At 58.5% G+C, this 26,326-nt stretch carries 25 protein-coding genes; 4 read left to right on the forward strand and 21 right to left on the reverse strand.

Annotation, left to right across the window (positions count from 1 at the left end):
- Positions 1-78: 78 nt before the first annotated feature.
- A complete protein-coding gene (gene argP, locus ACOQH0_RS18815; protein WP_006178395.1) occupies positions 79-972 on the forward strand; it encodes a DNA-binding transcriptional regulator ArgP in 894 nt (297 codons plus the stop codon).
- 48 nt (positions 973-1,020) lie between these two features.
- On the opposite strand, the gene ACOQH0_RS18820 is transcribed toward argP, so the two are convergent.
- From ACOQH0_RS18820 to tkt, 7 genes are all read right to left on the reverse strand, one after another.
- Positions 1,021-1,761 (reverse strand): oxidative stress defense protein, encoded by a 741-nt coding sequence (locus tag ACOQH0_RS18820; RefSeq protein WP_042715527.1) that lies wholly within the window; start codon positions 1,759-1,761, stop codon positions 1,021-1,023.
- Between the two features lie 93 nt (positions 1,762-1,854).
- Entirely contained in the window at positions 1,855-2,490 is a 636-nt protein-coding gene (gene argO, locus ACOQH0_RS18825; protein WP_415342974.1) for an arginine exporter ArgO, read from the reverse strand.
- 145 nt (positions 2,491-2,635) lie between these two features.
- Positions 2,636-3,490, reverse strand: coding sequence for a small-conductance mechanosensitive channel MscS (locus ACOQH0_RS18830; RefSeq protein WP_010435377.1), 855 nt, complete (start codon positions 3,488-3,490; stop codon positions 2,636-2,638).
- 186 nt (positions 3,491-3,676) lie between these two features.
- Positions 3,677-4,756, reverse strand: coding sequence for a class II fructose-bisphosphate aldolase (gene fbaA, locus ACOQH0_RS18835; protein WP_010435379.1), 1,080 nt, complete (start codon positions 4,754-4,756; stop codon positions 3,677-3,679).
- Between the two features lie 92 nt (positions 4,757-4,848).
- On the reverse strand, positions 4,849-6,012 hold the full coding sequence (gene pgk / locus ACOQH0_RS18840; protein WP_010435381.1) for a phosphoglycerate kinase: 1,164 nt from the start codon (positions 6,010-6,012) through the stop codon (positions 4,849-4,851).
- 49 nt (positions 6,013-6,061) lie between these two features.
- Positions 6,062-7,081, reverse strand: coding sequence for an erythrose-4-phosphate dehydrogenase (gene epd, locus ACOQH0_RS18845; RefSeq protein WP_010435383.1), 1,020 nt, complete (start codon positions 7,079-7,081; stop codon positions 6,062-6,064).
- A 341-nt stretch (positions 7,082-7,422) separates the two neighbouring features.
- Entirely contained in the window at positions 7,423-9,414 is a 1,992-nt protein-coding gene (tkt, locus tag ACOQH0_RS18850; RefSeq protein WP_010435385.1) for a transketolase, read from the reverse strand.
- 272 nt (positions 9,415-9,686) lie between these two features.
- Between tkt and ACOQH0_RS18855 the strand changes: the two genes are divergently transcribed.
- The gene (locus ACOQH0_RS18855) at positions 9,687-10,445 is read left to right on the forward strand and encodes a M48 family metallopeptidase (RefSeq protein ID WP_421510979.1); all 759 of its coding nucleotides are present in this window, start codon (positions 9,687-9,689) and stop codon (positions 10,443-10,445) included.
- A gap of 210 nt (positions 10,446-10,655) precedes the next feature.
- A complete protein-coding gene (locus ACOQH0_RS18860) occupies positions 10,656-11,924 on the forward strand; it encodes an OprD family outer membrane porin (protein ID WP_421510980.1) in 1,269 nt (422 codons plus the stop codon).
- Between the two features lie 80 nt (positions 11,925-12,004).
- Here the strand turns inward: ACOQH0_RS18860 and ACOQH0_RS18865 are convergent, their stop codons facing one another.
- The 14 genes from ACOQH0_RS18865 to ACOQH0_RS18930 all read right to left on the reverse strand — a co-directional run bounded on the left by ACOQH0_RS18865 (position 12,005) and on the right by ACOQH0_RS18930 (position 24,700).
- Positions 12,005-13,645, reverse strand: coding sequence for a thiamine pyrophosphate-binding protein (locus tag ACOQH0_RS18865; RefSeq protein ID WP_421510981.1), 1,641 nt, complete (start codon positions 13,643-13,645; stop codon positions 12,005-12,007).
- A 14-nt stretch (positions 13,646-13,659) separates the two neighbouring features.
- Positions 13,660-15,129 carry an aldehyde dehydrogenase gene (locus ACOQH0_RS18870; RefSeq protein ID WP_421510982.1) on the reverse strand — a complete coding sequence of 490 codons (1,470 nt, stop codon included), beginning with the start codon at positions 15,127-15,129 and terminating at the stop codon, positions 13,660-13,662.
- A gap of 9 nt (positions 15,130-15,138) precedes the next feature.
- On the reverse strand, positions 15,139-15,909 hold the full coding sequence (locus ACOQH0_RS18875) for an aspartate dehydrogenase (protein ID WP_421510983.1): 771 nt from the start codon (positions 15,907-15,909) through the stop codon (positions 15,139-15,141).
- A gap of 9 nt (positions 15,910-15,918) precedes the next feature.
- Positions 15,919-16,713, reverse strand: a complete 795-nt coding sequence (locus ACOQH0_RS18880) for an SDR family oxidoreductase (protein WP_042719034.1) — start codon at positions 16,711-16,713, stop codon at positions 15,919-15,921.
- Positions 16,697-17,467, reverse strand: coding sequence for an alpha/beta fold hydrolase (locus ACOQH0_RS18885; protein WP_089599994.1), 771 nt, complete (start codon positions 17,465-17,467; stop codon positions 16,697-16,699). The genes ACOQH0_RS18880 and ACOQH0_RS18885 overlap by 17 nt, the downstream gene beginning before the upstream one ends.
- Before the next feature lie 9 nt (positions 17,468-17,476).
- Complete coding sequence (locus tag ACOQH0_RS18890; RefSeq protein WP_010435408.1) at positions 17,477-18,007, reverse strand: cupin domain-containing protein; 531 nt, start codon at positions 18,005-18,007, stop codon at positions 17,477-17,479.
- A gap of 10 nt (positions 18,008-18,017) precedes the next feature.
- Positions 18,018-19,274 carry an MFS transporter gene (locus tag ACOQH0_RS18895; protein ID WP_421510984.1) on the reverse strand — a complete coding sequence of 419 codons (1,257 nt, stop codon included), beginning with the start codon at positions 19,272-19,274 and terminating at the stop codon, positions 18,018-18,020.
- Positions 19,275-19,299: 25 nt separating this feature from the next.
- A complete protein-coding gene (locus tag ACOQH0_RS18900) occupies positions 19,300-20,487 on the reverse strand; it encodes an NAD(P)/FAD-dependent oxidoreductase (RefSeq protein ID WP_421510985.1) in 1,188 nt (395 codons plus the stop codon).
- A complete protein-coding gene (locus ACOQH0_RS18905; protein WP_100166378.1) occupies positions 20,484-21,410 on the reverse strand; it encodes a VOC family protein in 927 nt (308 codons plus the stop codon). The genes ACOQH0_RS18900 and ACOQH0_RS18905 overlap by 4 nt, the downstream gene beginning before the upstream one ends.
- 78 nt (positions 21,411-21,488) lie before the next feature.
- A complete protein-coding gene (locus tag ACOQH0_RS18910) occupies positions 21,489-22,277 on the reverse strand; it encodes an IclR family transcriptional regulator (protein ID WP_010435418.1) in 789 nt (262 codons plus the stop codon).
- 12 nt (positions 22,278-22,289) lie between these two features.
- A complete protein-coding gene (locus ACOQH0_RS18915) occupies positions 22,290-23,039 on the reverse strand; it encodes an SDR family oxidoreductase (protein WP_421510986.1) in 750 nt (249 codons plus the stop codon).
- The gene (locus ACOQH0_RS18920) at positions 23,039-24,061 is read right to left on the reverse strand and encodes an aromatic ring-hydroxylating oxygenase subunit alpha (protein WP_032640649.1); all 1,023 of its coding nucleotides are present in this window, start codon (positions 24,059-24,061) and stop codon (positions 23,039-23,041) included. Before ACOQH0_RS18920 ends, ACOQH0_RS18915 begins: the two co-directional genes overlap by 1 nt.
- Positions 24,062-24,071: 10 nt before the next feature.
- Positions 24,072-24,380 (reverse strand): recombinase-like helix-turn-helix domain-containing protein, encoded by a 309-nt coding sequence (locus ACOQH0_RS18925; protein ID WP_010435424.1) that lies wholly within the window; start codon positions 24,378-24,380, stop codon positions 24,072-24,074.
- Positions 24,377-24,700, reverse strand: a complete 324-nt coding sequence (locus ACOQH0_RS18930) for a Rieske (2Fe-2S) protein (protein ID WP_421510987.1) — start codon at positions 24,698-24,700, stop codon at positions 24,377-24,379. Before ACOQH0_RS18930 ends, ACOQH0_RS18925 begins: the two co-directional genes overlap by 4 nt.
- Before the next feature lie 414 nt (positions 24,701-25,114).
- Here ACOQH0_RS18930 and ACOQH0_RS18935 point away from each other — a divergent pair, with 414 nt between their 5' ends.
- Complete coding sequence (locus tag ACOQH0_RS18935; RefSeq protein WP_421512372.1) at positions 25,115-26,326, forward strand: MFS transporter; 1,212 nt, start codon at positions 25,115-25,117, stop codon at positions 26,324-26,326.

A 26,326-nucleotide genomic window follows, 5' to 3' on the forward strand; every position in this document is an offset into this window, starting at 1 on the left:
CGGATGGATTTCGTCTGCCACGAAGGGAAAATTGTGTCATAGTGCAGATTAAGCAAAATTAAGGAGTAAGCCAGAGCAATGAAACGTCCGGACTACAGAACACTACAGGCACTTGATGCGGTTATTCGTGAACGCGGTTTTGAGCGCGCGGCGCAGAAGTTGTGCATTACCCAGTCCGCCGTATCACAGCGTATCAAACAGCTTGAAAACATGTTCGGGCAACCCCTGCTGGTGCGTACCGTTCCGCCGCGTCCAACGGAGCAAGGGCAAAAGCTCCTCGCGCTGCTGCGTCAGGTTGAACTGCTGGAAGATGAGTGGCTGGGTGATGAACAAACGGGTTCCACGCCGCTACTGCTGTCGCTGGCGGTGAACGCTGACAGTCTGGCAACCTGGCTGCTGCCTGCCCTTGCGCCAGTCCTGGCCGATTCCCCTATTCGACTGAATTTACAGGTAGAAGATGAAACCCGTACACAGGAGCGCCTGCGTCGTGGTGAAGTGGTTGGCGCGGTCAGTATCCAGCCTCAGGCACTGCCAAGCTGTCTTGTCGATCAGCTAGGTGCGCTGGACTACCTGTTTGTTGGCTCAAAAGCCTTTGCCGAGCGCTACTTCCCGAATGGCGTCACCCGCGCCGCGCTGTTGAAAGCCCCTGCCGTGGCGTTCGACCATCTGGATGATATGCACCAGGCGTTCCTGCAGCAAAACTTCGACCTCCCGCCGGGCAGCGTGCCGTGCCATATCGTGAACTCGTCTGAAGCCTTTGTGCAGCTTGCACGTCAGGGCACCACCTGCTGCATGATCCCGCACCTGCAGATTGAGAGAGAGTTGAAAAGCGGTGAGCTGATTGACCTGACGCCGGGGCTGTATCAGCGCCGGATGCTCTACTGGCACCGCTTTGCGCCGGAAAGCCGTATGATGCGCAACGTCACCGACGCGCTGCTGGCGTTCGGACATAAGGTGTTGAGACAGGACTAATCGCTTGAATTCCCTCTCCCTGTGGGAGAGGGTTAGGGTGAGGGCAAATTACTGCGCCTTAGCCGCCTCAGTTTGCTGAGTTTGAGTTGGCTCCAGCTGGAACACCACATCCACCTGATCGTCGAACTGAATGGTTGGCTGCTCATAGGTTTCCTGAGCAGAAACCGGGGCTGCATCAGCCTTCATCATGCGTACCATCGGGCTTGGCTGGTAGTTAGAGACGTGGTAACGCACGCTGTAAACCGGGCCGAGCTTGCTCTTAAAGCCAGAAGCCAGCTGCTCCGCCTGATGGATTGCATCATCAATCGCGGCTTTACGCGCTTCGTCTTTGTATTTCTCCGGTTGCGCAACGCCCAGCGAGACGGAACGAATTTCATTCAGCCCCGCTTTTAACGCGCCATCAAGCAGCGAGTTCAGCTTATCAAGCTGACGCACGGTCACTTCGACGGTACGTACTGCACGGTAGCCTTTAAGAATGCTTTTCCCGTTCTGGTAGTCGTAATCCGGTTGGGTACGCAGGTTAGCGGAACTAATATCTTTTTTACCTACGCCATTCTGCTCGAGGAAAGAGAGATATTGCGCAACACGATCGTCAGCCTGCTTTTTAGCGGAGGCGGCATCTTTCGCGGCCACGTTCACTTCAATTGCCAGGGTTGCAACATCCGGTACCGCGTCCACGCTTGCGGTGCCTGAAGTGACGATGTGCGGGCCATTTGGCAATTCATTTGCCTGCACCGACACCGCACCTAAACTCACTAATGCCGCCAGGGCCATCACTTTAAACTTCACTGTCATTCCTCCATGTTGCGAAGAGTGCCCCAACATCAGGGCGCATGCCAGCAAGCTTAGCGGGTCTTGTTCAGATGTCCATAAGACAAACGCTTAGTTGAACAATCCCTGTACATTATGAATGCCCTCTTTTGCCAGCTGGAAAGCAATAAACCACATCACCAGACCGACCAGCGTATTGATGATGCGCTGAGCTTTAGCGGTACGCAAACGCGGGGCCAACCATGCCGCCAGAATGGCGAGGCCGAAGAACCAGAGGAAGGAGGCGCTGACCGTACCGAGCGCAAACCAGCGCTTCGGCTCAACGTCCAGTTGTCCGCCCAGGCTACCCAACACCACGAAAGTATCAAGATAAACATGCGGGTTGAGCCAGGTCACCGCCAGCATGGTGACGATAATTTTCCAGCGGCCCTGCTTCATCACTTCGGCGCTCGCAAGCTCAAGGTTGCTGCTCATCGCCGTTTTCAAAGCACCGAATCCGTACCACAGCAGGAACGCCACGCCGCCCCAGGTCACCAGCGCCAGCAGCCATGGAGACTGCATCAATAGCGCGCTGCCACCAAAAATCCCGGCGCAAATCAGCAGCAAGTCACTGACGGCACACAGCAACGCGATCATCAGATGATACTGGCGGCGGATGCCCTGGTTCATCACGAACGCATTTTGGGGACCGAGAGGCAGGATCATGGCCGCACCTAGTGCAAGGCCTTGAAAGTAATAGGATAACATGACGTAAATCTCGCAGAATTGTCTTTGGAGCAGACTATACTGTGAGAATGACATTAGAGGAAATTGATAATATTAATTGGGTATTAGCATGGCTAATAAAATAAAAGCCCGGTGGCGCTAGCGCATACCGGGCCTACGGGAGATGTTATTCGGCTTCTTTTACTTTTTTGACGTTTACGTCCATCTGCGGGTACGGGAAGCTGATGCCGTTGGCGTCAAACTCGCGCTTAATGCGCTCCAGCACGTCCCAGTAGACGTTTTGCAGATCGCTGCTTTTGCTCCAGATACGCACCACGAAGTTAATAGAAGAAGCGCCCAGTTCGTTGAGGCGGACCGTCTGCTCTTTGTCTTTCAGAATGCGATCGTCTGAAGCAATGATATTGCTAATCAGCGATTTTACCTGATCGATGTCGGAGTCATAGGCCACGCTGATAATCAGCTCATTACGACGTACCGGTTCACGGGAGAAGTTAATGATGTTGCCCGCGATGATTTTCCCGTTCGGTACCACCACGATACGGCCATCGACGGTACGCAGGGTGGTTGAGAAAATCTGCACCTGCAGTACGGTTCCGGCAATGCCGCCAAGGTCAACGTATTCACCCGAGCGGAACGGACGGAAGGTGACCAGCAGAACGCCTGCCGCCAGGTTTGAAAGTGAGCCCTGCAGTGCCAGACCAATAGCCAGACCAGCCGCACCGAGCACGGCGATGACGGATGCCGTCTGCACGCCCACGCGACCCAGCGCCGCAATCAGCGTAAAGGCGATGATGCCATAACGCACCAGTGCGGAGAGGAAATCAGCCACCGTGGCGTCAATGTGACGGGCCAGCATCACGCGGTTGACCGCGTTCGATACGATACGCGCCACGATCATCCCGACGATGATGATGGCAATCGCCGCGACGATGTTCACGGCATAGCTCAGCAGCAGTGCCTGGTTGCGCACCAGCCAGTTACCGGCGTGATTGATGCTGTCTACAACATCGAGTTGTTCCATTTATTCTTCCTTTTGTTAAACCAAAACACAAAATCCATCCCCCATGGAGACAGGCAGGTCAGTAAAGGGTAAACAAAAAGCGCAAATATTGCCAAACAGATCACAAAAGCAGATGTTGCAGCATGTTGAAAACGCGAAAAAAAAGGCCCGCATGTGCGGGCCTTCTGATGCTGTTAGCAGCTCAAATTACAGAACGTCGATCGCGTTCAGTTCTTTGAATGCCTGCTCCAGACGGGTCACCATGGACGTCTGCGCAGCGCGCAGCCATACGCGTGGATCGTAGTATTTCTTGTTCGGCTGGTCTTCGCCTTTCGGGTTGCCCAGCTGACCCTGCAGGTAAGCTTCGTTGGTTTTGTAGTACTGCAGGATACCGTCCCATGTTGCCCACTGGGTGTCGGTATCGATGTTCATTTTCACTACGCCGTAGCTTACGGAGTCTTTGATTTCCTGAGCAGAAGAACCGGAACCGCCGTGGAAGACGAAGTTCAGGCTGTTGTGCGGCAGGTTGTGTTTCTTAGAAACGTATTCCTGAGAATCACGCAGGATGGTTGGGGTCAGAACCACGTTACCTGGTTTGTAAACGCCGTGCACGTTACCGAAGGACGCTGCAATGGTGAAGCGTGGGCTGATTTTGCTCAGCTCGGTGTAAGCGTAATCAACGTCTTCTGGCTGGGTGTAAAGTGCAGAAGCGTCCATGTGGCTGTTGTCCACGCCGTCTTCTTCACCACCAGTGCAACCCAGTTCGATTTCCAGGGTCATGTCCATTTTGGACATACGCGCCAGGTATTTGGAGCAGATTTCGATGTTTTCGTGCAGTGACTCTTCAGACAGGTCAATCATGTGAGAAGAGAACAGTGGCTTACCGGTTGCCGCGAAGTGTTTTTCACCCGCGTCCAGCAGACCGTCGATCCACGGCAGCAGTTTCTTCGCGCAGTGGTCAGTGTGCAGGATAACTGGAACACCGTAGTGTTCAGCCATCTGGTGTACGTGGTGCGCACCAGAGATAGCACCCAGGATAGCAGCCCCCTGAGGAACATCAGTTTTCACGCCTTTACCTGCGATGAACGCTGCGCCACCGTTAGAGAACTGAACGATAACTGGAGCTTTAACTTTGGCTGCAGTTTCCAGTACGGCGTTGATGGAGTCGGTACCCACGCAGTTAACTGCTGGCAGAGCGAAGTTGTTTTCTTTAGCTACCTGGAACACTTTCTGTACGTCATCACCAGTGATAACGCCAGGTTTTACGAAATCAAAAATTTTAGACATGTTGCTTAGTCCTGTATCTTCGGCCGTTAGAAAAGGTGCGTGCTCTTATAAGCGCGCTGAAAATTGGGCAGGTTTCCCTGCCCTTGAATGGCTTACTTCTTAGCGCGCTCTTCGAGCATTGCTACTGCTGGCAGTACTTTGCCTTCCACGAATTCGAGGAATGCGCCGCCACCAGTGGAGATGTAGGAGATCTTGTCAGCGATACCGAACAGGTCGATTGCTGCCAGGGTGTCACCACCGCCTGCGATAGAGAACGCTTCGCTATCTGCGATTGCGTTAGCAACGATCTCAGTACCTTTGCGGAAGTTCGGGAATTCGAACACGCCAACAGGACCGTTCCACAGGATAGTTTTTGCGTTTTTCAGGATTTCAGCCAGTTTCTGTGCAGAAACGTCGCCCAGGTCCAGAATCTGCTCTTCATCTTTGATGTCATTTACAGATTTCAGGGTCGCGGTTGCGGTTTCGGAGAACTCGGTCGCTACGCGAACGTCAGTTGGAACCGGGATGTCACAGGTGGTCAGCAGGCGTTTGGCTTCGTCAACCAGGTCTGCTTCGTACAGGGATTTACCCACGTTGTGGCCCTGAGCAGCAACGAAGGTGTTCGCGATACCACCGCCAACGATCAGCTGGTCAGCGATTTTAGACAGGGAATCCAGAACGGTCAGTTTGGTAGAAACTTTAGAACCACCAACAATAGCCACCATTGGACGAGCCGGTTCTTTCAGTGCTTTACCCAGCGCTTCCAGTTCGTCAGCCAGCAGAGGACCGGCACAGGCTACGTCCGCGAATTTACCGATACCGTGGGTTGACGCCTGCGCGCGGTGAGCCGTACCGAAGGCATCCATGACAAATACGTCACACAGTGCAGCGTATTTTTTAGACAGTGCTTCGTCGTCTTTCTTTTCGCCTTTGTTGAAGCGAACGTTTTCCAGAACAACCAGTTCACCGGCAGCCACTTCAACGCCGTCCAGGTAATCTTTCACCAGGCGAACCGGGCTGGACAGTTTGTCTTTCAGGTAATTAACAACCGGCAGCAGAGAGAACTCTTCGTTGTACTCGCCTTCAGTTGGACGACCCAGGTGGGAAGTGACCATCACTTTAGCGCCCTGCTTCAGAGCCAGTTCGATGGTTGGCAGAGATGCACGGATACGCGCGTCGCTGGTCACTTTGCCATCTTTAACCGGTACGTTCAGATCGGCACGGATGAAAACGCGTTTACCAGCCAGATCCAGATCGGTCATCTTAATTACAGACATGGTGAATCCTCTCGTTGATTCTTAAAGTTTTGCAGACGCACGATGCGTCTTACCTGAAACCTTGAGCGGCCATTGCTAACGTGGTGTCGAGCATTCGGTTAGCAAAGCCCCATTCGTTATCACACCAGACCAGCGTCTTGATAAGGTGTGCCCCACTGACGCGCGTTTGTGTGCCATCGACGATAGCGCTGTGCGGGTCGTGGTTAAAATCTACTGAGACCAACGGTAATTCCGTATAGTCAACTATACCATGAAATGCACCCTGTGCCGCTTTTTGCAGCAACAGGTTGACTTCACAGGCTTTTACCGGTTTTTTCACCGTCACGCTGAGGTCGATTGCGGTCACGTTAATCGTCGGAACGCGCACGGCAATCGCTTCGAAACGGTCGTTAAACTGCGGGAAAATTCGGGTGATCCCTGCCGCCAGTTTCGTATCCACCGGGATGATTGACTGGCTCGCTGCGCGAGTGCGTCGTAAATCCGGATGGTAGGCGTCGATAACCTGCTGATCGTGCATGGCGGAGTGAATCGTGGTCACGGTGCCGGATTCAATGCCATACGCATCGTCTAACAGTTTGATGACCGGAATAATGCAGTTGGTGGTACAGGAGGCGTTGGAAACAATGCGGTGTTCGGCCTGCAGTTCATGCTGGTTAACGCCAAACACGACGGTCGCGTCGAGGTCGTTACTGCCGGGGTGAGAAAACAGGACTTTTTTTGCGCCTGCGGCCAGATGTGCTTCGCCATGTTCGCGGCTGCCGTAAACGCCGGTACAGTCAAGCACGATATCCACACCCAGTTCACGCCACGGTAGCCCGGCGATGCTGCTCTCATGCAGTACGCGGATGGCATCGTCGCCGACAAACAGCTGATCTCTTTCCTGGCGAACATCCCAGGCAAAGCGTCCGTGGCTGGTGTCATATTTCAACAAATGCGCCATGCCCGCAGCATCCGCCAGTTCGTTGATTGCTACCACGGTTATTTCCGCACGACGCCCGGATTCATATAAAGCACGAACCACGTTGCGCCCGATGCGACCGAAGCCATTAATCGCTACGCGTACGGTCATAGATCTCCTGCAAAGCTATCCCTGGGTTTGAGGTGGCTGAAAGAGTAATCCAGCGACGCCCGAAGGGGAATCCTTGCTGTCACAAACTGCGATTGATTGGTCAATTGTCGAACATTTAATCGACTGAAACGCTTCAGCAAGAATAAGCGAATTGGGGAATAAAAGGAATCTCTGTCCAGATGAATAAGCGGGCTATATGACTTGCATCACATTTTTGATGGAATAATTAACGACGAGATAAAAGCAAAACGGTAACCGAGAGGTTACCGTTTTTAGTGTTTGCCCCCTCTCCCCGTGGGAGAGGGTCGGGGTGAGGGCATCAGCCCGCACCATACAAACAATTACAGCAGTTCTTTCGCCTTAGCGACAACGTTCTCAACGGTGAAGCCGAACTCTTCGAACAGCAGCTCTGCCGGAGCAGATTCACCGAAAGTGGTCATACCGACGATAGCGCCGTTCAGGCCAACGTATTTGAACCAGTAGTCAGCGATACCCGCTTCCACAGCGACGCGAGCGGAAACCGCTTTAGGCAGCACAGATTCACGGTATGCAGCATCCTGCTTGTCGAACGCATCGGTAGACGGCATGGAAACCACGCGCGCTTTCACGCCCTCGGCAGTCAGTTTCTCCCAGGCTGCAACAGCCAGTTCAACTTCAGAACCGGTGGCGATGAAGATCAGCTCTGGCTGGCCCGCGCAATCTTTCAGCACGTAACCACCGCGAGCGATGTTCGCCAGCTGCTCAGGCGTACGCTCCTGCTGTGCCAGGTTCTGACGGGAGAGGATCAGCGCGGTTGGACCGTCCTGACGCTCAACGCCGTATTTCCACGCCACCGCGGATTCAACCTGGTCACATGGACGCCATGTGCTCATGTTCGGCGTCACGCGCAGGGAAGCCACCTGCTCTACCGGCTGGTGAGTTGGGCCATCTTCGCCCAGACCGATGGAGTCGTGGGTGTAGACCATCACCTGACGCTGTTTCATCAGCGCGGCCATACGCACGGCGTTACGTGCATATTCAACGAACATCAGGAAGGTAGAGGTGTACGGCAGGAAACCACCGTGCAGGGAGATACCGTTGGCGATCGCGGTCATACCGAATTCACGTACACCGTAATGGATGTAGTTACCGGCAGTGTCTTCGTTGATCGCTTTAGAACCGGACCAGATAGTCAGGTTAGAAGGCGCGAGGTCAGCGGAGCCACCGAGGAATTCTGGCAGCAGAGGACCGAAGGCTTCGATCGCATTCTGAGACGCTTTACGGCTCGCGATTTTAGACGGGTTCGCCTGCAGCTTAGCAATGAACTCGTTCGCTTTCGCGTCGAAGTCAGACGGCATGTCGCCTTTCATGCGACGGGTGAACTCAGCTGCTTCCTGAGGGAAGGCCTTCGCATAGGCAGCGAACTTCTCGTTCCAGGCCGCTTCTTTCGCCTGGCCCACTTCTTTTGCATCCCACTGAGCGTAGATCTCAGATGGGATTTCGAATGCAGGGTGTTTCCAGCCCAGTGCTTCACGGGTCAGTGCGATTTCCGCATCACCCAGCGGTGCACCGTGGGAGTCGTGAGTACCCGCTTTGTTCGGCGAACCGAAGCCAATGATGGTTTTGCACATCAGCAGGGACGGTTTGTCCGTCACAGCGCGCGCTTCTTCTACTGCACGTTTAATCGAGTCAGCATCGTGGCCATCAACGCCACGCACAACGTGCCAGCCGTAGGCTTCGAAGCGTGCTGCGGTGTCGTCAGTGAACCAGCCTTCAACGTGACCGTCGATGGAGATACCGTTGTCGTCATAGAACGCAACCAGTTTGCCCAGCTTAAGGGTACCTGCCAGGGAGCACACTTCGTGAGAAATGCCTTCCATCATGCAGCCGTCGCCCATGAACGCGTAGGTGAAGTGGTCAACGATGTCGTGACCAGGACGGTTGAACTGCGCCGCCAGCGTCTTCTCCGCAATCGCCATACCGACTGCGTTAGCAATACCCTGACCCAGCGGGCCGGTGGTGGTTTCTACGCCCGCGGTGTAACCCACTTCCGGGTGACCTGGCGTTTTGGAGTGCAGCTGACGGAAGTTTTTCAGCTCTTCGATTGGCAGATCGTAGCCGGTGAGGTGCAGCAGGCTATAGATCAGCATAGAGCCGTGGCCGTTGGACAGCACGAAGCGGTCGCGGTCAGCCCATGACGGGTTCTGCGGGTTGTGGTTCAGGAAGTCACGCCACAGGACTTCGGCGATATCAGCCATACCCATAGGAGCCCCTGGGTGGCCAGATTTGGCTTTCTGTACTGCATCCATGCTCAGCGCACGAATAGCATTAGCAAGCTCTTTACGTGAGGACATTTTAACTCCAGATCGGACTGTTAAAGGCCATGCCCTTGACGACAGCGCGTTTTGGGCTACGCCGGAAAAAAGTGCCAACAATGTAACCCAAGCCGCAAGTCATGTACATGGAGCATTCTTTTGCTCGTTAAGAAATCTCTGGATCATGCTCGCATGTTGCGCAATCTCCTCGCCCGCCCCTGTCTATATTCCTTATACTTAGCCCGACACCGGCTTCGCTGACGGTGCACTTTTCGGATTTTATTCAGATTAACGAGTACGGAAGCAATCTCATGAAAATGCGTGCAATAGTGCTGGCCCTGGGTACGACGCTCCTGCTGAGCGGCTGTCAGAATATGGATTCTAACGGTCTGATGACCTCAGGCGCAGAAGCCTTTCAGGCCTATTCCCTGAGCGACGCGCAGGTAAAAACGCTGAGCGATCAGGCGTGTAAGGATATGGACGGAAAAGCCACGCTTGCCCCGGCTAACAGTACCTACACGCAGCGTCTGAATAAGATTGCATCCGCGCTGGGCGACAACATCAACGGCCAGCCGGTGAACTACAAGGTTTACATGGCGAAAGACGTGAACGCCTTCGCCATGGCGAACGGCTGTATTCGCGTCTATAGCGGGCTGATGGACATGATGACCGACAACGAAGTGGAAGCAGTTATCGGCCACGAAATGGGCCACGTTGCGCTCGGCCACGTGAAGAAAGGGATGCAGGTTGCCCTGGGTACCAATGCCGTTCGTGCGGCGGCGGCCTCAGCGGGCGGTATCGTTGGCAGCCTGTCGCAGTCACAGCTTGGCGACGTCGGTGAAAAGCTGGTTAACTCCCAGTTCTCCCAGCGTCAGGAGTCCGAAGCGGATGATTACTCCTACGACCTGTTGCGCAAACGCGGGATTAATCCATCAGGTTTAGCCACCAGCTTCGAAAAACTGGCCAAGCTGGAAGCGGGTCGCCAAAGCTCCATGTTTGACGATCACCCGGCCTCGGAAGAACGTGCACAACATATTCGCGACCGTATGGCCGCAGACGGAATTAAATAATTTTACCGGGAGGCATATTTGCCTCCCTTTTATTTCGCATGAATTGCCAATTTAAAAGCACGTATCGGTAACTCGCCAGCAAGCCCCGCCACATCTGCATTTAGCCCCTGAAACGTCTGGTCACATATTTATTGCAATCGTTAATATTTCCGGTAATTATCAACCACGCAATCATTCAAATTAATATATCCAGACAGAGACGTTCCCTCCGTGAAAAAAGAATTATCATTCGTTGCGTTAAGTTTATTCGCCGCATTACCTGCCGCAGCAAGCCAGCAATCCGACAGCCAGGGTTTTATTGACGACAGCCATCTGGATCTGTTTTTACGTAATGCCTATATCAGCCGCGATTACCATCAGGGTCAGCAGGATAAAGCCGAATGGGGCCAGGGCATCATTGCCACCTTTGCATCCGGCTATACCGAAGGGCTGGTGGGCTTCGGCGTAGACGGTATCGCCCAGTATGGCGTGCGTCTGGACGGTGGCCGCGGCAAGAGCGGCGCGGGCGGCATCGACTTCTTTAAGCAGGAAGACGACGGCCGGGCAAAATCCGATCTGGCAAAGTTTGGCGCGACGGCCAAAATGCGCATCTCCAATACCGTGCTGAGCTACGGGAACCAGCGTCCTGAGCTGCCAATCATTACATCCGACAGCTCCCGCCTGCTGTTTGAAAGCTACACCGGCACCCTGCTGACCTCGAAAGAGATCGACGGTCTGGAAGTGAACGCCGGTTACTTCACCGACGAGCAGCGTAAAAGCGATGACCGCCACGACAGCGGGCTGAAGAGCCTGACCTTCGGCGGCGCAAGCTACCAGTTCAACGACCAGTTCAGCGGCGCGCTGTACGCCTCTCATAATGAAGAGGTAATGAATAAGCAGTATCTGGGCATGAACTTCAAACAGCCGTTCAGCACCGGACAGCAGCTGGTGCTTGATTTCAACGGCTACAATTCGCGGCTAGATCAGCGCTACGCGGACAGCCTCGACACGGGCCGCAGCAACACCATCTGGAGCCTGGCGGCGAGCTACATCTGGGATATTCATACCTTCAAGGTGGCGTACCAGCAGAGCAGCGGCAGCACCGGCTACAACTACGGCGGCTATCGCGACCAGGGCGGCGTGGGGGACGGCGGCAACACCATCTGGCTGGCGAACTCCTACTGGTCTGATTTCAACGGTGAAGACGAGCGCTCATGGCAGGCCTCTTACGGTCTGGACTTCGCCGGGCTCGGCCTGCCGGGCCTGAGCTGGACCACCGCTTACGTGCGTGGCGACAACATTAAAACGTCTGAAACCAGCAACGGCAAAGAGCACGAGTGGTTTAACCAGATCCAGTACAAGGTACAGGATGGCCCGGCAAAAGACCTGACGCTGCGCCTGCGCTACTCCGTACTGCGCGTCTCCAGCAACGCCAGCGACTATAACGTGGGCGGGGATGAGATCCGCGCTTACGTGGAATACCCGTTTAACGTGTTCTGATGAAAAAAGCCGGGTGGCGGCTTCGCCTTACCCGGCCTACAGTTTTCTCCCTCTCCCTGTGGGAGAGGGTTGGGGTACAGCTAGTAAAGCGTCTTCTGCGGCGGCCCGGCAAACTTCAGCGCGCCAATCTGCCCCATTCGCACTTCCACCACCGACGGCCCCGGCATCGCCAGCGCCTCCGTCATCACCGCATCAAAATCTTCTGCCCGCTCAACGCTCCACGCCTGCAGGCCAATTGCCTGTGCCAGCAGGGTGAAGTCCGGGGTATGCAGCTCGTTGTAATACTGCCGCCCACCGAAATACTTATCCTGAATACCGCGCATCACGCCGTAACCGCCGTCGTTCATGATCAGCAGCGTCACGTTGGCTTTTTCCTGCGCCAGCGTCGCCAGTTCGCCTAAATTCAGGCTCAGGCCGCCGTCGCCCACCAGCCCCACCACCTTGCGCTGCGGGTTGGCGATCGCAGTGCCGATCGCCATCGGCAGCCCCATGCCAATTGCCCCGGCCAGAGAGTGAATGTTCATCAGAGGTCCGTTGGCGCGAAACAGACGGCTGCCCCACAGGCTGCCAGACACGGTGATATCGCGCACCAGCAGGCCATCTTTCGGCAGCGCTTTCTCGATGGCGTCGTTGAGCTTCGCGTAGGCGCCGCACTGCTCGCGCAGCCCCTGCTCGGCTTGCTCAACCGCCTGCTGCACCTGCGTATCCCACTGTGCGTTGCCCCACTCGCGGCCCTGAATTTTGTCTGCAAGCGCGCCAAGCAACGCGGAACAGTCGGCTACCAGCATATTGTCCATCAGATAGTTACGGCTTGCCGCCGCCGGGTCGATATCAATCTGCACGCGCGGATGCGGCAGCTCAAGCGTCCAGGAACGGGTTTCGTTGCTGCGCAGGCGTGAACCGGCGACCAGTGTAAAATCGCACTGCGCGATGAGTGCTTCCACCGACGGCGAGTTGTGGAACGCCCGCAGGCTGGCGCGATGGCTGTCCGGCAACACGCCGCGCGCGTGGGTGCTGGAGATCACCGTCACGCCCGCATCCGCCAGTTTTTTCACCGCGTCAGCGCTTCCCAGCGCCCCGCCGCCCAGCCACAGCAGCGGCTGTTTTGCCAGCTTAAGCTGCGTCCACAGTGCGTCAACCGTCGTGGGATCGACGGCTGGAACCGAAGCCGGTTTCACCGGTTTCGTCACCAGCGACAGCGGAATTTTCGCACCCTGAATATCAATCGGGATTTCCACAGAAACCGGCCCGCACGGCGGCGTCTGTGCCTCCTGAATGGCTTTGTGCAGAATGGCCATCGCCTGGTTAGCATTGCTGATGCGGTACGCCCGCTTTGAGCTGGCCTTCAGGAAGGTCAACTGGTCGCGGGTTTCGTGGATAAACCCGGTGTCGGCATCCAGCCAGGCTTTCTCTACCTGCCCGGTTAAATGCAGCAGCGGCGTGCAGGCGTTCATGGCTTCCACCAGCGCACCTACGGCGTTACCCGCGCCCGCGCCGGTGCTGGTCAGCGCCACGCCGAGGCCGGAAAAGCGCCCGTGGGCGTCGGCCATGGTGACGGATCCCGCCTCGCCGCGCGCGGGCACGAAGCGGATGTTGCCCCGCTGCCCCACCGCGTCAGCAATCGGCAGGTTGTGAATGGAGATGACGCCGTAAATGGCCTCAACCTGATACTGCTCCAGCGTTCTGGCGATGGCGTCGCCGACGGTTATCATTTCGCTCATTGCTCACCCTTTTCTCAGTCGCACCAGTGGTTGACGCTGTTACCCGTCGCCAGATAAATGCTCTTTTGCTGCATCCAGGCTTTTAGCCCCTGAATGCCCTTTTCGCGGCCCAGGCCGCTCTCTTTAAAGCCCCCGAACGGGGTCGAAATGGCAAAAACCTTGTAGGTATTGATCCACACGGTGCCCGCTTCCAGCTGGTCGCTTAACCGCAGGGCACGCCCGGTATCGCGCGTCCAAATTCCCGCCGCCAGGCCGTAAACCGAGTCGTTCGCCTCGCGAATAAGCGTGGCTTCATCGCGAAACGGCATCGCCACCAGCACCGGGCCGAAGATCTCCTCCTGACACACGCGGGCGCTGTTGCTCAGCCCCTCGATAATCGTGGGCTGGAAAAAGCTGCCGTTAGCAAGATTGGGATCGGCAGGGATCTCCCCGCCGCACAGCACGCGGCCGCCCTCGCGCTTCGCCAGCTCAACGTACGCCTGCACACTCTGACGATGCCCGTCGTTGATCAGCGGCCCCACGTGGACGCCGTCGGTAAACGGGTGCCCGACGCGCAGCCCGCGAGTTAACTCCAGCAGCCGCGTCATCAGCGGCGCGTAAATGCTCTCGTGAATGAACAGCCGCGATCCGGCAATGCACGCCTGCCCCGCCGAGCTGAAAATGCCGTAGCAGATCCCGCGCGCGGCCTGTTCGAGGTCTGCATCTTCCAGCACGATGGTCGGGGATTTTCCACCCAGCTCCAGCGAGGCCGGGATCAGCTTTTCCGCCGCCACGTGCGCCAGATGACGGCCCGTGGTGGTGCCGCCGGTAAAGGAAATTTTCCGCACGCGAGGATGGCGCGCCAGCGCATCGCCAATCACAGAGCCTTTGCCCGGCAGGACGCTCAGCAGCCCGGCGGGCAACCCGGCCTGTTCGAAAATCCGCGCCAGCTCCAGCGCCATCAGCGGCGTGGCTTCGGCGGGCTTGAGGATCACCGCGTTACCGGCAGCAATGGCCGGCGCGACCTTCTGCATCTCGCTGGCAATCGGCGAGTTCCACGGCGTGATGGCGGCCACCACGCCGAGCGGCTCGTAGCGGCTCAGCGTCAGCAAATCCGGCTGGCGCGGCGTTGGGAGCTCACCCTCCAGCAACTCGCAGGCGGCGGCAAAGTAGCGCGCCGTTCCCGCCGCGCTCATCACCAGCCCGCGCGCTTCCGCCAGCGGTTTGCCGTTATCGCGGCTCTGCATCTGCGCCAGTCCATCCACGCGGGACTCAATCAGATCGGCAACCTTATGCAGGATCTTCGCCCGGACGTGCGGCAGGCAGCCGCGCCACGCCGGATCGCGCCAGGCGCGCTCTCCGGCCTCAATCGCCTCCTGCAGATCGTCGAGACTTGCCGCATTCAGCGTAGCGTTAATTGACCCGTCAGCCGGGAAGTGGCTCTGCATCGGGTTGCCGCTGCCGTGTCGCCACTGGCCGCCGATAAAAATCTTCAGATCGTCCATTGTCACTCCTCAGCTCAGGGCCAGTTCACGGCAGGCGCGCACCGCGCTCAGTGCCGCCAGGGTGGAGGTTTTAGGATTAGAAGCCAGCGGCAGCCCGCTCAGCTCAAGATGGAACTCGCCGAACAATCCTTCCACGTGCAGCGTGTGGGTATTGCGCTTCGTTAACGGGTCGACCATCAGCTGCACGCGGGTCTCATCCATCCCCACACCGCCGAGCGCCACGGTTGCCGCCACGTTAGCGTTGGCAGGAAACAAACGCGCCGCCTCGCGGGCGCTGCCCTCGAAGAAGACCTTTGCTTCAGAAACAGAACTGAGATCGACAAGCTGCTCGGCGTAGCTGCCACGCCAGCTGGCCGGGCTTTTGCGCGACTGATAGGTCACGCGTTCAAGCCCGCCCTCTTTCGCCGCCGCCAGCCCGTCGATACCGGCAACCGCACCCGAGAGCAGCGTCAGTTTGCCTCCCGCCGCAACCAGCCGCTGCTCCAGCGCGCTGTCCGCCAGCGCACCGGTGGAGATCACCGCCAGATGCCAGCCGCGTCCTAAAATCGCTTCGCCATACTGCGCCACCGCCTGCTGGCTGGCGCACTCCAGCACCAGATCGGGCGTATGCGCGCACTCCATCGGGGAGGCCAGCGCCACCACATCCTCGCCAAGCTGCGCGCGGATCGCCGCGTGATGAGACTCTCGCGCCACGATCCAGCCAATAACGACGCCCGCTGGCAGACGCTCAATCACCGCCTGCGCCATGGCACCGAATCCAATTAACATTACCTTTTTCATGATGCGTCCTTACAGGTGGCGGCAGAAGCCGCCGGAAACGTCCAGCGCGGCGCCGGTGGTAAACGAGGCCAGCGGCGAGGCGAGAAACAGCAGCGCCTGCGCGGGCTCCTGCGGCTTGCCGAGGCGCGCCATCGGAATGCCGCGCTTGCGCGCGATATCCGCCGTCCACTCCAGCCAGCTCTGGCTTTTGTCCGCCCGGTTCTCAAAGCGGCGCTGCCACTGCCCGGACTCCACCATGCCGAGCAGAATGGAATTGACGCGGATGCCTTTGCCCACCAGCTCTTTTGAGAGCGTGAGCGTCATATTCAGCAGCGCGGCGCGGGCGGCGGAGGTGGCGATCATGTGCTCCTCCGGCTGCAGCGCCAGCAGGGAGTTCACGCAGGTGATAGAGGCGATGTCGGACTGCTCCAGCAGAGGCTGAAACGCCTGCACCGGGTTGATCACCCCGAACAGCTTCAGCTCGGCCTCGTGCAGCCACGCCTCACGCGGGGTGTCGTGGAAGTGCGCCACGTAGCCCTGCCCGGCGTTGTTGATCAGCATATCCGCCCCGCCAAAGCGAGCCTGCACCGCGTCCGCGAAGGCCTGAATCTCGTCGGCGTTCAGCACGTCGCAGCGATAAGAGAAAATCTCCCCGTTGGGGTATTCGTTTTGCAGCGCCGCGTGGGCGCTGGCGAGCCGGTCCGGATCGCGGCCGCAGAAGGCGACCCTTGCCCCCTCGCCCAGCAGCAGGCGCAGCGTTTCAAAGCCAATGCCGGACGAACCGCCGGTAACGACCGCCACGCGGCCGTCAATGTGTGCATTCATCGCGCACCTCTTCGTTAATGCGTAAAAGCTGTTGGTTAAAAAACGCGTCGTTGTCGAGATAGCTGGCGTGTCCGGCCTGCGGGATCGCGATAAACGGCATGCCGTAGCGCAGCGCCAGCCCCTGCACCAGCTCCGGCTGGGTGATGGCATCCTGCTCGCCGCACCAGACTTCAAAATTGCCCGGGAAGCGCTTAAGCCAGCCGTGAATGTCGTCGTGCACCAGCATCCACGCGGCCGCGAGGTAGCCTTCCGGGCGCAGCGTGCGCATGCCCGCCGCCACGGTGGCAACATCTTCCTCTCGCGCGCCGGGGCGCAGCAGTTTCGCGGCGCGGGTCTGGGCGAGGATCTCACCGCCCAATGCCATCTGCTGTTCGCGGCTGCGCCAGACCTGCTCGCGCTGCGCCGGTGCGGCATTGCCGTAGCCCTGCGCGGCGTCCGCCAGCACCAGATGGATGACGCGATCCGGGAACTTCGCCGCAAAGGCGCTGGCGACCAGTGCGCCGAGCGAATGGCCGACCAGCACCGCCTGCCAGACGCCCGCGCGGTCAAGCATCGCCGCCAGCGCGTCGGCGTAATCCCCCGCGTTTGCACGCTCAACCGCCAGCATCGGGCTTTCGCCATAGCCGGGCATGTCCCACGCCAGCACGCGAAAGCCGTTCAGCGCCATCTGCTTGTGCCAGGAGGCCGCGCCGGAGCTGATACCGTGCAGCAGCATCAGCGGGATGCCGCTTCCCTGTTCACGAAAACCCGTCATCATGCCCCCTTAGTTCCGCTTCACTTTGGAAAGCGGATGATCGGCGGGGTAGGTCGGGATTTCCGGCTTGTTGGTCCCCAACATGACGCACATCAGCGCCTCTTCTTCGCCGTGGTTAAACAGCCCGCGATAGATGCCCGGCGGAACGGAGATCAGGTCACGCTCCCGCAGCACGGTTTCGGTGTAGTTGTCGCCGTCCTGGATCATCAGCGTGATCTGCCCTTTAAGCATGAAGAACACCTCTTCCACGTCGTCGTGCAGGTGCAGCGGCCCTTCGCACTTCGACGGCAGCACCATGGTGGAGAAGGTAAAATGATCCGCCTGCACGGTGTTGGTGTCGTTCGCGACGCCCGTTGCGCCGGTGCCGATATAGCGCATCTGCGCCCGGCGGTACTTCGGGTCAAAATCGGCCTGGAACTTCAGCGCGTTCCAGTCGTACTTGCGGCCTTCGAAGCGCGCAATGCGCGACTCGACCCACTCTTCCATCGTCAGGTGGTCAGGTTTGATGCCTGTTGTGTTGGTTACGGTTGAATCAGTCATGACACTCTCCTCAGTAACGTCTCAGCAGCGGCAGTAACAGGACGCAGCCCACCGCCGCCATCACCGCCAGAAAAATCAGCCCGGAATCCATGCTGTGGGTGAAGGCGATTAACGCCCCCATCACCGCTGGCGACAGCGCGCCCGCAAAGTTTCCCAGCCCGTTGAAAATGCCGCCCGCCGTGGCGCTCACCCGCGGATGGGTGGCCTTCGCCAGCAGGGCGAAAATGTTGGGTGCGCCGGTGCCCCACATAAAGGTGCTGAAGCTCATCGCCGCGATGATGGTCAGCGGGGTGTCGAGGTGCATCACCGCCGCCAGGCCTATCGCAGCCCCCGCCATCGAGATAAAGCAGGCCGCCGCGCGCTTATCGACCCGGTCCGACAGCCACGCGCCAATGACCTCGCCCGCCAGCATGGCGATGAACGGCATCGACGACAGCCAGCCCGCGTGCTCCAGGTGAATGCCTTTGCCCTTAATCAGGTAGCCCGGCAGCCAGCCGTTGATGCCCCACAGGTAGGTCAGGAAAGCGATATTAAAGATGCAGATGATCCAGAAGTGCGGGCTGACAAACAGCTCGCGGCGCGCGGCGCGGCGCTCGTCCTGAGACGCCTGCGAGGTGCCGGGCTTCGTATCCAGACGGATCCCGCGCAGGCCGATGCGCACAAAGATCAGCACCGGCACGGTGAGCATCGCCATCACGAAGAAGGTGCTTTGCCAGCCGAAGGTGTTCAGCAGCCAGAGGGAAAGCGGGAAGCCAATCGCCGCGCCCACCGGCGTGCCCAGCAGCCAGAGCATGGTGGCGCGCGCCTGAAGATGCTGCGGGAAGTTGTGGCGCACGATGGCGAAGGCCAGCGGGAACAGCGGCCCTTCTGCCACGCCCAGCAAAATGCGCAGGACGATCATCAGCGTGTAATTATGGGTGAAGCCCATCGCCACCATCAGCACGCACCACACCGCCATCATTCCGGTGAGCAGGCGCAGCGGCGCAATTTTGTCGCCCAGCCCGCTTAAAAACACCGACGAAAAGCCGTAGCTGAGCAGAAAGGCGCTCATCAGAATGCCGAGGCGCGTGGTGTCGAAATCGATGCCCATCGCCTGCTGGAAATGGCCGTCGGAAAACAGCGCCGCGATGCTGATTTTGTCGAAGAACGCCAGCAGCACGCAGGCCAGCAGCGACAGCGGGATGGCCCAGCGCACCGCTTTTTCAGGCGTACGGGTTCCCTCACCGCTCGCCTCAACGGGCGCGGTGTTGGTCTCTAATGTGGTCATGTCTCCCCCTACGGGTGCGGGTTAGCTATCGCAGTGACATCAGTGAAAAGGTCGGGTCGTCGAGCGGTACATCCGATAAATCCCGCCCCGCTGCCATCCAGCGCTTCGCCAGCTTGACGGTGCGCGCGTCGTCGAACGCCACCAGCTGCGTCAGCCGCCCGCTCTCGTCCAGCGAGAAGAACAGCGAATCTTCGCGCGCTACTGTTCTGCTGCCCGGCTGCGGAATGCCGAGGATCTGAATGTTGTGCTGGTATTGATCCGACCACAGCCACGGCGCGTCGTCGTAGCCCGGCGCATCGGGGTTGAGCATCGCTTTCGCCGTCGCCACCGCCTGGTTCTGGGCGAAGGCCCAGGACTGAATGCACAGGCCGTAGTGATGATGCTGCGCCACATCGCCGGCGGCAAAAATGTACGGATCCGACGTTCGCCCCTGGGCATCCACGACGATCCCGCACCCGGTTTTCAGCCCCGCGTCGCGGGCCAGCTCCAGGTTGAGATCGACGCCGATCCCCACCACCACCGCATCAAAGGTTTCACGCTGGCCGTCGCAGTGGATAACCGGCAGGCCGTTATCGTCCTCCAGCTCCAGCGCGCCGCAGCCGGTACGGATATCCACGCCCTGCTCGCGGTGAAGGGCCGCTAAGCGCTGCGATACCTCGCCGCTCACCGAGCGCATGCAGAGCGCGGGCTGCTGCTCGAACAGCGTGACCGCTACGCCGCTTTTCCGAGCGGACGCGGCAATCTCAAGGCCAATCCAGCCGCCGCCGATAATCGCCAGGGTTTGGCTTTCAGCCAGCCGACCTTTCAGGCGCTGCGCGTCCTGCCAGTGGCGCAGGGTATAGACCTGCGGATGCGCCGCCCACACCTCACCCGGCACGCGCGCCCGCCCTCCGGTAGCAATTAAAAGGATGTTGTAACTAAGGCGTTTGCCGTTACTCAAACGCACCGTTTTCGCCTCGCGGTCGATCTGCTCCGCACGCAGCGGACGGTGCCAGGTCAGGTTAAGCGTCCGCTGCGCTTCGTCGGAAAACAGGCGCGGAAGCGACGCGTCCGGCTCCAGCAGAGAGGCTTTCGACAGCGGCGGACGCTCGTAGAAATCCCACTCTTCTTCCGCCACCACGCAAATCTCGCCGTCGAAGCCCTCGTCGCGCAGGGTTTTCGCCGCCCAGCCGCCCGCCTGGCCGCCGCCGATAATGACAATGCGCGACGTCATACCGCCTCCGGTTTTTTCTGCTGGCGGCGCGTGTCGTGGTCGATCCCACCTTCCACCGCCCATTCGGTAAAGGAGACCAGCGAGTGCTCCAGCTCGCGCGGCTGCCAGTTTTCGGTCAGATAATCGTCGTTGGTGTAATACTCAAACGCGCCGCCGGTCGGGCTGTTGACGTACCAGAAGTACGCCGACGACACCGGATGGCGGCCCGGCCCGATAAAGGTGCTCCAGTCATTTTTATTCATCGCGATACCGCCGCCGATCACCTCGTGGATGTCGCGCACGGTGAAGGCCACGTGGTTCAGCCCGCGCCTGCGGTTCGGCAGCTGCAGCAGGAACAGGTTGTGATGGCCGCCGCGCGCGCCGCAGCGCAGGAACACGGCGCGGTTGATGTAGCGGTCAGAGACCTGGAAGCCGAGCACCTCGCGGTAGAATTTTTCCACCGCCGCCAGCTCCTCCACGAAGAACACCACATGCCCGACGTTGATGGGTTGGGCGCGATCGTAAACCGGGCTGGGCGTGTCGATCCGGCGGGCGTCGCCCCACTGGTTAATCGGCTCGACGTTCAGCTCCACGTCGGTCTGCTGGCTGACCTGCACCCGCAGCGTCATGCCGTTCGGGTCGATACACTCCAGCGCGTCGCCCACCTCGCGAAAGCCGGGCTGCTGCGCAAGCTTTGGGCGCAGCGCGTTGAGATCTGACTGACTCGCAACCGCCCAGGTCATGCGGCGCAGGGTGTTGCCCGCTTCAAACGCGGGCGGCAGGTCGGGGCTGTCGATGGGATTAAGCTCCACGCGTGCGCCGCTCAGGGTGGTAAAACGCTGGCCGCTGGCATCGCCCGTCAGGCCAAAATCACGCATGAATTTGGCGCAGTGCGTCAGGTCTTCCACGCCAAATTCCAGCTTTTCAATTCCGGTTACACTCATCGTTCGTTGCCTCATCTGGCCCAAATTGGGCGTAAAACATGCCCGACGCGGTCAAGCGCCTGACGTTAACTCACTGATTTAACTGGCCTGTGACAGATATCCTAAGAAGCCAGAAATTTTATCCGCCGCGAGGCGAACCTCGTTTTGCAGGCGCTCGCGGTCGGTCTGCGGGATCTCCTCCGACGGCACCAGAATGCTGACTACCGCCGCCACGCGTCCGCTTCGGTCATACACCGGGTAGACGATGGAGGAGATGCCGTGGCGGAAGAAGGATTCGCCGATCACGTATCCGCGGGCTTTGTCCTGCTGCACCATCTGCCACAGGGCTTCGCGATCGTGAAGCTGCCCCGGCGTGTTGCCCGGCAGGCGCTCGTGCGGAAACAGCTGTTCAAACTCGGCGCGGGAAATATCGGTCAGCAGCATGCGGCCCAGCGAGGTGCAGTGCACCGGAAGACGGGTGCCAATGCTGACCTGATTGATGCGCGACCCGGCGGCGCTGACGCGGGCGATGTAGATAATGTCGCGCCCGTCGCGGATCGCCAGATGGCTGCTGCACTGGCTCACGTCGCGCAGCTGCTCGATGACCGGCTGGCCAACCTGGGCCACGTCAAGCGAGGCGATGTACTCAAAGCCCAGGCGCAGCACGTTCATGCCCAGCGAGAAGGTATTGGTGCGCGCGTTGCGCTCCAGAAAGCCCATGAACTCCAGCGTCTGTACCACGCGGTAGGCGGTGGCCTTCGGCATATCCACCAGCCGGTGCAGCTCGGCAAAGGTCAGTTCGCGATGCTGCTCGCCAAAGGCCAACAGCAGCTGTAAACCGCGCTCCAGCCCCGGCACCAGATACTTCACTTCCCGATCGTTTGCCATCATCGCCCTACCTCAATTAAAGACAAAACCGCCGTTGACCGGGATCAGCTGTCCGGTGATGAACCGCGACAGATCGCTTAACAACCAGACCACGCTGCCGGTGACATCCTCCGGCTGCTGCGCCCCCGTTAATGCGCGACCGTTTTCGTAAAGCTGATGCCGCTCGGCCGGAACATACTCGGTTGCCTCGACGCGGGTTAATCCCGGGGCGATGGCGTTGATTCGAATGCGCTTTTCGCCAAGCTCGCGCGCCATTGAGCGGGTCATGGCAATCACCGCGCCCTTGCTGGCGACGTAGGCCATCAGGCGCGGCGCGCCCCATAGCGCGGTGTCGGACGCCACGTTCACAATGCCCGCCCCTTCGCGAAGCAGCGGCACGGCGGCGCGCGTCACCAACCAGGTGCCTTTGACGTTCACGCTCATCACGCGGTCCCACAGGTCAGGATCGTAATCGAGCATGTTTTTGCCGCCCACGCCCGTCGCCATCGCCGCGTTGTTCACCAGGCCGTCAATCTGCCCCTGCTCGCCAATGGCGCTAAACGCCTGCTCAATGGAATGCGGATCGGCCAGATCGATAACGTGCGATTCGATCGCATAGTCCTGCTCGCGCAGCCCGTGCGCACGTTCAGCCAGCTCGCCTTCGAGGATGTCGCACATCACCACTGCGGCGCCCTGCTCCGCGCAGGCTTTGGCAAAGTGATAGCCCAGCCCGCGCGCGGCGCCGGTCACCACGATGCGCTTACCGCTCAGCAGCCCGTTCATCAGGCGGCTCCCTGCTGTTCTTCGCGCAGCGCCAGCTGCTCTTTCGCGGCCTTTTGCATCATGCGGCGCAGGCGGGAAAGGCCGACGTCGTGCTGGTACAGGTATTCATGGTCGCGGGCGTTTGGGGCCAGGCTTTCCAGCACCACGCGGTCCTGCTCCAGCACTTCCCAGTGCAGTTTTTCCAGACGGTTGCGGTACATGAAGCGCCACATGTCGCGCTGCCAGCCCTGCACGCGGCGGATGCGCCAGAAGAAGACGCGGCAGTTGTCGTTATCTTCCGGCACCACCATGCCGACGATAAAGAAGTGGCCGCCCGGTCCGAAGCGCTTTTTGTAAGGAATGGAGAGGCGCATCCAGCAGGTGCCGCTGTTGCCCAGCTCTACCCAGTCGAAGTTGACGCCGCTCTGCCCTTTTTTCTCGAAAATAAAGCCGGTTTTGGTCGGCTGGAGCACCATGTCGGCCTTGCGATCCCCTTCCGCCATTGAGTGCGAGGACGAATGCAGATAGGTGCCGTGCATCGGGTCCATCACATTTTCCAGCGCGTACTGGTAGTTGCACTTCCACGCGGCGGTGCAGAGGAAGTTGCTGAAGTTCTCCGTATCGGCAAGTTCATCCGGGAAGGTCAGCGCGTCCGGCTGCTGGTCAGCGGTGACGCCAAACCACAGGAAGATGGCGCCGTGCGCCTCCTGCACGTTATAGCTGCGCACGCACTGCTGGCCGACCAGCGGGCATTTGTCCACGGCGGGCACATCCTTCACTTCGCCGTTGCCCGCCACTTCCACACCGTGATACCAGCAGGCAATGCGGTCGCCGAGGTTCCAGCCCATCGACAGGCGCGCGCCGCGGTGCGGACAGCGGTCTTCCAGCGCCTGCACCTGGCCGTCTTTATTACGCCAGACCACAATCTGCTCGCCCAGGCGGGTGATGCCCACAGGAGCAGACTGCACTTCCCAGCTTGCCAGTACCGGATACCAGAGGCCGCGCAGGCCTTTATCGAGATAGTTTTGTACGGTCGTCGTCATCGCGTTGTCCTCAGTAGCCGTTAACCTGTAAGAATGCCTGGAAGCTGGCCTCGCGCCACGGCTCACCCTGCTGGTCGTGCATGCGCACCGCGTTCAGCCCGTTCACCAGTTCCGGTAGCGTTTCAACGCCCTGTTCGAAGAGATCTTCCAGCGTGGCAATCAGGTTCACCTCCCAGCTTTCCGGCTCGCGGCTGCGGGTTTGCCAGATCAGGTTGGTGTAATCACCCGGCTTATGAATGGCACCGTTGCCGCCCTCTGCAGGCGGGGTAAACTGGCGGCTTTCCGGCAGCGCCGGGTTGTAGTTCAGGATGTCGCTCATGCCACGGTCTCCTCGACGAAGGTAATCTGAATTTGGTTTTCAAAGACCCGAAGCGGGTAGCGGTTCAGGTTGCGACCACCGGGGCCGTGCAGGCACTGGCCAGTTTTGACGTCAAACACCGCCTCATGCAGAGGACATTCCACTTTGCCGTCCTCCACAAATCCCTGGCTCAGCAGGGCATAAGCGTGCGGACATACGTCTTCCAGCGCGTAATATTCACCGTCAATCAGGTAAACGCCGATCTCTTTACCGTCGACGTTGCCGCTAAAAGGGAAATCTTCCTGTACTTGTTCTGCGTCACATACGCCTATCCAGCTCATCACGATCCTCCAGGCTTTTGTTTCATATATGAAACTCTGTTTCTTATTTAATACGGTCAATATAAAAGCGATGAATGTTTCGTCAAGCGGCAATGTGACGAATTTGTTAATCAAACAGGTATTAATTAACTAAGTGTGCAAAGGATCACGAAAAAATGCAGCGATATGAAATTTTCATTATTGTGGCGTGATAAATACGATTTATTAATGCCCTCAATCTTTCAATAAAAGATATTGACTTCTGTTCTTTTTGTTCCTTAAAAATAAAGTAGCGTCACATCCTTGATGTTTCACCTGTGAAACGAAAAATTTATTTACCCTTAATAAACAATGAGTTTCACCAGTGAACCATTTTAGAACCGTGACAATCACTTTGATAAAAATATAAATAGATGAAACCGTAAGGCGGGCATGATGACGGCAAGATGGCAAGGTACAATTGCATTGTTATTACTGATTATTATTTCCTACGTCGACCGGGTTAATATCTCGGTAATGATTTTAAACCCGGAATTTGCCGAACATTTTCAGCTAAATGAAAACAGAATGTTGCAGGGAATGCTCATGACCTGCTTTCTGCTGGGTTATGGTTTTTCGGCTTTATTATTAACACCGGTTATCGAAAGCAAACTCCATTACCGTCAGGGATTGTTAAGCAGCATTGCGATTTGGGCCGCGGTCTGCGCAATTTCTCCGCTGCTGGGTTCGCTAATGAGCATGCTTATCGCCCGCGTGATTTTGGGTGTTGCCGAAGGACCGCTCTTTTCGCTGAAGACGCGCTTTATCAGCGATAACTTTAGCGCGGAAGCGATCGGCAAACCCAACGCCGTCACCGCGCTGGGCGTCTCGCTCGGGCTGGCCGTGGGCTTTCCGCTGGTCACCTGGCTGATGGCGCATCTAGGCTGGGCCGGGTCGTTTTACGCGCTGGCGGTGATGAATCTGGTGTTGGGCGGCGGGCTCATCTGGCGTTTTCTGCCTGCGCCGCACAGCCCGATGAAGATGAAAAAACCGGGGTTTGTTCGCACCTTCACGCTGGCCTGGCAGACGCCGCTGCTGGGCTGGATCCTGCTGGTTGAAATCGCCACGCTGAGCTATCTGTGGGGCAGCAGCGCGTGGCTGCCCGCATGGCTGCGTGACGAGCACCACTTCTCGCTGCACGCGACGGGCATGCTTGCGGCGATCCCCTTCCTGCTGAGCCTGGGGTCAAAGTTTCTGGGCGGCGTACTGCTCGACAAAATGCGGCCGGAACAGGCGCCGGTACTGTTTGTGGTGGGCGGTACGTTGACGGCACTCTCCGTGGTCGCACTGATGCTCAGCCATCAACCCGCATGGCTGGCGCTGTTTATGCTGTCTGCCAACGTGTTCTGGGGACTTCAGGGAGCGGCTATTCCTGCGGTAATCCAGCATCACGCCGCCCGAGACGCCGTGGGCAGCGCGTACGGCATTATTAATGGGATAGGCAATATCTGCGCGGCGTTTATTCCGCTACTGATGGGGATGGTGATGAAATCGGTGGGGTCGGTCAGCTCTGGCTTTTCGGTGCTGGTCGTCTCACAAGTGATTACCCTGCTCGCCGGAGGAATGCTGCTGCTGCGCATGCGTCGCGCAGCAGCAATGAGCGCGTAA

It is taken from the genome of Enterobacter sp. JS8-1 (assembly GCF_049187015.1).
Lineage (GTDB): Bacteria > Pseudomonadota > Gammaproteobacteria > Enterobacterales > Enterobacteriaceae > Enterobacter > Enterobacter mori.

Excerpts from the sequence above, each read along its gene's own strand:
- ACOQH0_RS18930 (WP_421510987.1), bottom strand. The coding sequence starts at position 24,700 with ATGAGCTGGATAGGCGTATGTGACGCAGAACAAGTACAGGAAGATTTC.
- ACOQH0_RS18830 (WP_010435377.1), bottom strand. The coding sequence starts at position 3,490 with ATGGAACAACTCGATGTTGTAGACAGCATCAATCACGCCGGTAACTGG.
- ACOQH0_RS18885 (WP_089599994.1), bottom strand. The coding sequence starts at position 17,467 with ATGACGGGTTTTCGTGAACAGGGAAGCGGCATCCCGCTGATGCTGCTG.
- ACOQH0_RS18935 (WP_421512372.1), top strand. The coding sequence starts at position 25,115 with ATGACGGCAAGATGGCAAGGTACAATTGCATTGTTATTACTGATTATT.
- ACOQH0_RS18920 (WP_032640649.1), bottom strand. The coding sequence starts at position 24,061 with ATGACGACGACCGTACAAAACTATCTCGATAAAGGCCTGCGCGGCCTC.
- ACOQH0_RS18875 (WP_421510983.1), bottom strand. The coding sequence starts at position 15,909 with ATGAAAAAGGTAATGTTAATTGGATTCGGTGCCATGGCGCAGGCGGTG.
- ACOQH0_RS18925 (WP_010435424.1), bottom strand. The coding sequence starts at position 24,380 with ATGAGCGACATCCTGAACTACAACCCGGCGCTGCCGGAAAGCCGCCAG.
- ACOQH0_RS18910 (WP_010435418.1), bottom strand. The coding sequence starts at position 22,277 with ATGGCAAACGATCGGGAAGTGAAGTATCTGGTGCCGGGGCTGGAGCGC.
- ACOQH0_RS18890 (WP_010435408.1), bottom strand. The coding sequence starts at position 18,007 with ATGACTGATTCAACCGTAACCAACACAACAGGCATCAAACCTGACCAC.
- ACOQH0_RS18915 (WP_421510986.1), bottom strand. The coding sequence starts at position 23,039 with ATGAACGGGCTGCTGAGCGGTAAGCGCATCGTGGTGACCGGCGCCGCG.
- ACOQH0_RS18880 (WP_042719034.1), bottom strand. The coding sequence starts at position 16,713 with ATGAATGCACACATTGACGGCCGCGTGGCGGTCGTTACCGGCGGTTCG.
- ACOQH0_RS18900 (WP_421510985.1), bottom strand. The coding sequence starts at position 20,487 with ATGACGTCGCGCATTGTCATTATCGGCGGCGGCCAGGCGGGCGGCTGG.
- ACOQH0_RS18895 (WP_421510984.1), bottom strand. The coding sequence starts at position 19,274 with ATGACCACATTAGAGACCAACACCGCGCCCGTTGAGGCGAGCGGTGAG.
- ACOQH0_RS18865 (WP_421510981.1), bottom strand. The coding sequence starts at position 13,645 with ATGAGCGAAATGATAACCGTCGGCGACGCCATCGCCAGAACGCTGGAG.
- ACOQH0_RS18855 (WP_421510979.1), top strand. The coding sequence starts at position 9,687 with ATGAAAATGCGTGCAATAGTGCTGGCCCTGGGTACGACGCTCCTGCTG.
- ACOQH0_RS18870 (WP_421510982.1), bottom strand. The coding sequence starts at position 15,129 with ATGGACGATCTGAAGATTTTTATCGGCGGCCAGTGGCGACACGGCAGC.
- epd (WP_010435383.1), bottom strand. The coding sequence starts at position 7,081 with ATGACCGTACGCGTAGCGATTAATGGCTTCGGTCGCATCGGGCGCAAC.
- pgk (WP_010435381.1), bottom strand. The coding sequence starts at position 6,012 with ATGTCTGTAATTAAGATGACCGATCTGGATCTGGCTGGTAAACGCGTT.
- fbaA (WP_010435379.1), bottom strand. The coding sequence starts at position 4,756 with ATGTCTAAAATTTTTGATTTCGTAAAACCTGGCGTTATCACTGGTGAT.
- argO (WP_415342974.1), bottom strand. The coding sequence starts at position 2,490 with ATGTTATCCTATTACTTTCAAGGCCTTGCACTAGGTGCGGCCATGATC.
- argP (WP_006178395.1), top strand. The coding sequence starts at position 79 with ATGAAACGTCCGGACTACAGAACACTACAGGCACTTGATGCGGTTATT.
- ACOQH0_RS18905 (WP_100166378.1), bottom strand. The coding sequence starts at position 21,410 with ATGAGTGTAACCGGAATTGAAAAGCTGGAATTTGGCGTGGAAGACCTG.
- tkt (WP_010435385.1), bottom strand. The coding sequence starts at position 9,414 with ATGTCCTCACGTAAAGAGCTTGCTAATGCTATTCGTGCGCTGAGCATG.